The organism is Streptococcus sp. 1032, from assembly GCF_013277015.1.
In the GTDB taxonomy this organism is placed as follows: domain Bacteria; phylum Bacillota; class Bacilli; order Lactobacillales; family Streptococcaceae; genus Streptococcus.
The window spans coordinates 12194-15653 of sequence record NZ_VMMD01000003.1; the positions used below are offsets into that span (position 1 = coordinate 12194).

Annotated in this window: 2 protein-coding genes; both read left to right on the top strand. The window is 40.7% G+C overall.

All coding sequences use genetic code 11. The features are described from left to right. Positions 1-152 precede the first annotated feature (152 nt). Positions 153-1022: an aquaglyceroporin Gla gene (gene gla / locus HT711_RS00845; protein ID WP_000348121.1), complete on the top strand. Its 870-nt coding sequence runs from the start codon at positions 153-155 to the stop codon at positions 1020-1022. A 1088-nt stretch (positions 1023-2110) separates the two neighbouring features. Continuing rightward, entirely contained in the window at positions 2111-3307 is a 1197-nt protein-coding gene (tuf, locus tag HT711_RS00850; protein WP_001040724.1) for an elongation factor Tu, read from the top strand. The last annotated feature ends 153 nt before the right edge of the window (positions 3308-3460 follow it).

The following is a 3460-nucleotide window of genomic DNA, read 5'->3' on the forward strand; positions in this document are numbered from 1 at the left end:
AACCATACATACGGCAAGGCGACGTTGACGTGGTTTGAAGAGATTTTCGAAGAGTATTATTTTTAAAAAATCTTTCCAGAAACTAGTTGCTAAATAGGGTAAAAATTGATAAAATAAGGAATATCTAAAAAATTTTAAGGAGAATCTAGCAAATGGATTTCACATGGGCACTGAAGTATGCCACTGAATTTTTGGGAACTGCCATTTTGATCATTCTTGGGAATGGTGCAGTTGCCAACGTTGAACTTAAAGGTACGAAAGGTCACCAAAGTGGCTGGATCGTCATCGCTGTTGGTTATGGTATGGGGGTTATGATCCCAGCCTTGATGTTTGGTAACGTATCTGGGAACCACATCAACCCTGCTTTCACTCTAGGACTTGCAGTTAGCGGTCTTTTCCCTTGGGCACAAGTGGTACCTTACATTATCGCGCAAGTCTTGGGGGCTATCTTTGGTCAAGCCTTGGTTGTGGCAACACACCGTCCATTCTACTTGAAAACTGAAAACTCAAATAACATCTTGGGAACTTTCTCAACTATTTCAAGTATTGACCATGGTACAAAAGAAAGTCGCTATGCAGCAACTGTCAATGGTTTGATTAACGAGTTTGTTGGTTCATTTGTTTTGTTCTTTGCAGCTCTTGGTTTGACTAAAAACTTCTTTGGTGCTGAAGTGCTTCAATACATGAAACAAATGGCAACACAAGCAGGACAAACAGTTGATTTTTCTGACTTGGCTATTAAAGCACAGGTGGCTCCACACACTGCTTCAGGACTTTCTGTGGCTCACTTGGCACTTGGATTCCTCGTTATGGCTTTGGTAACATCACTTGGAGGACCTACAGGACCTGCCTTGAACCCAGCTCGTGACTTGGGACCACGTCTCCTTCATGCTTTCCTTCCAAAATCAGTTCTTGGTGAGCATAAAGGCGATTCAAAATGGTGGTATTCTTGGGTACCAGTAGTAGCACCTATTGCAGCAGCAATTGCGGCAGTAGCTGTATTCAAATTCCTTTATCTCTAAGAAATAGCTCCTTTAACATTTGAGTGAGCACCATCTATAAGTAAGAGAGGATCAGACTGGTTCTCTCTTTTTGATTTTTTAGGGAAATGAAAGAAAATCTAAACAAACTCCTCTCCAGCAGTGGTTTAGAAGTCTCAGTGGGCTATTCCAGCTATTATAGTAGGTTGCAGTTGAAATAATAGACCCTTGTTTCTAAAACATTGTGAGGAATTGGTTTGAATTCCCCAATCAAATTGTGTAGTTTTCATTCTACTATATATTATCGGAGATGGGTTCCCTATCTTGTAAGTCTGCTTTATAGTGGGTTGAGGTTGGAATAGTCCTCCCTTCTTTCTCAAACACTGTGGGGAATTGATTTGCCTTCCTCAACAAAATGTTCAGTTTCTATTTCATTTCGCTATAAAATAAGCGATTAGGGGGGCTATTCTTCGACCGACATTGGCTCTGCTGTGTCCTATGATGGTTATCGTTTTATCTGCAATCTTATACTCAATGAAAATCAAAGAGTAAACTAGGAAGCTAGCCGCAGGTTGTTCAAAACACAGTTTTGAGGTTGTAGATAGAACTGACGAAGTCAGCTCAAAATAATGTTTTGAGGTTGTAGATGAAGAGGTTGGGCAAAAACTCGACTTTAGGAGAAAATGAAGTAAATCTTCCCATAAAACGCATAGTACCAAGGTTTCTCAAGACCTGATACTATATGTTTTTCTGATTGCAAAGACTTTTTGACCAGTCTCAACTATACCTACGGTAAGGCGACGCTGACGTGGTTTGAAGAGATTTTCGAAGAGTATTAAACTGATGTTGTGAATAACTTATACCTAGCTTCCTAGTTTGCTTTTGTAGTATAAACCAGAGACTGTTTACATTCTCAGCAAGTGAGTGGATGAATAATGCTGAAAACTCCTTGAAGGCTAAGTCTATTTAGTACTTTCTATTAGTTAGTTAAATTTTTACCAAGAATAATTCACAAAAACGTTGTAAAACACTTGCAATTTAGCTGAAATTTGATAAAATAGTAAGGAAAGTTAGACTGTATTGCCTACTGTCTATCTATAAAATATATTTTATTGGAGGCTTTTACTCAAATGGCAAAAGAAAAATACGATCGTAGTAAACCACACGTTAACATTGGTACTATCGGACACGTTGACCACGGTAAAACTACCCTAACTGCAGCTATCACAACTGTTTTGGCACGTCGCTTGCCTTCATCAGTTAACCAACCTAAAGACTATGCGTCTATCGATGCTGCTCCAGAAGAACGCGAACGCGGTATCACTATCAACACTGCGCACGTTGAGTACGAAACTGAAAAACGTCACTACGCTCACATCGACGCTCCAGGACACGCGGACTACGTTAAAAACATGATCACTGGTGCCGCTCAAATGGACGGAGCTATCCTTGTAGTAGCTTCAACTGACGGACCAATGCCACAAACTCGTGAGCACATCCTTCTTTCACGTCAGGTTGGTGTTAAACACCTTATCGTCTTCATGAACAAAGTTGACTTGGTTGACGACGAAGAATTGCTTGAATTGGTTGAAATGGAAATTCGTGACCTATTGTCAGAATACGACTTCCCAGGTGACGATCTTCCAGTTATCCAAGGTTCAGCTCTTAAAGCTCTTGAAGGTGACTCTAAATACGAAGACATCGTTATGGAATTGATGAACACAGTTGATGAGTACATCCCAGAACCAGAACGTGACACTGACAAACCATTGCTTCTTCCAGTCGAGGACGTATTCTCAATCACTGGACGTGGTACAGTTGCTTCAGGACGTATCGACCGTGGTATCGTTAAAGTCAACGACGAAATCGAAATCGTTGGTATCAAAGAAGAAACTCAAAAAGCAGTTGTTACTGGTGTTGAAATGTTCCGTAAACAACTTGACGAAGGTCTTGCCGGAGATAACGTAGGTGTCCTTCTTCGTGGTGTTCAACGTGACGAAATCGAACGTGGACAAGTTATCGCTAAACCAGGTTCAATCAACCCACACACTAAATTCAAAGGTGAAGTCTACATCCTTACTAAAGAAGAAGGTGGACGTCACACTCCATTCTTCAACAACTACCGTCCACAATTCTACTTCCGTACTACTGACGTTACAGGTTCAATCGAACTTCCAGCAGGTACTGAAATGGTAATGCCTGGTGATAACGTGACAATCGACGTTGAGTTGATCCACCCAATCGCCGTAGAACAAGGTACTACATTCTCTATCCGTGAGGGTGGACGTACTGTTGGTTCAGGTATGGTTACAGAAATCGAAGCTTAATTCGATTTAGTTCCCAGAAGAACAATTATTTAAGTCAGACACTAAAAGAATCTTGCTTTGCAAGGTTCTTTTTTTCAGATATTGAACTAATACTCAATGAAAATCACAGAGCAAACTAGGAAGCTAGCCGCAGACTGCTCAAAACACTGTTTT

What these genes read in the sequence shown, in the direction of transcription:
- gla (WP_000348121.1), top strand. Translation starts at nt 153, where the DNA reads ATGGATTTCACATGGGCACTGAAGTATGCCACTGAATTTTTGGGAACT.
- tuf (WP_001040724.1), top strand. Translation starts at nt 2,111, where the DNA reads ATGGCAAAAGAAAAATACGATCGTAGTAAACCACACGTTAACATTGGT.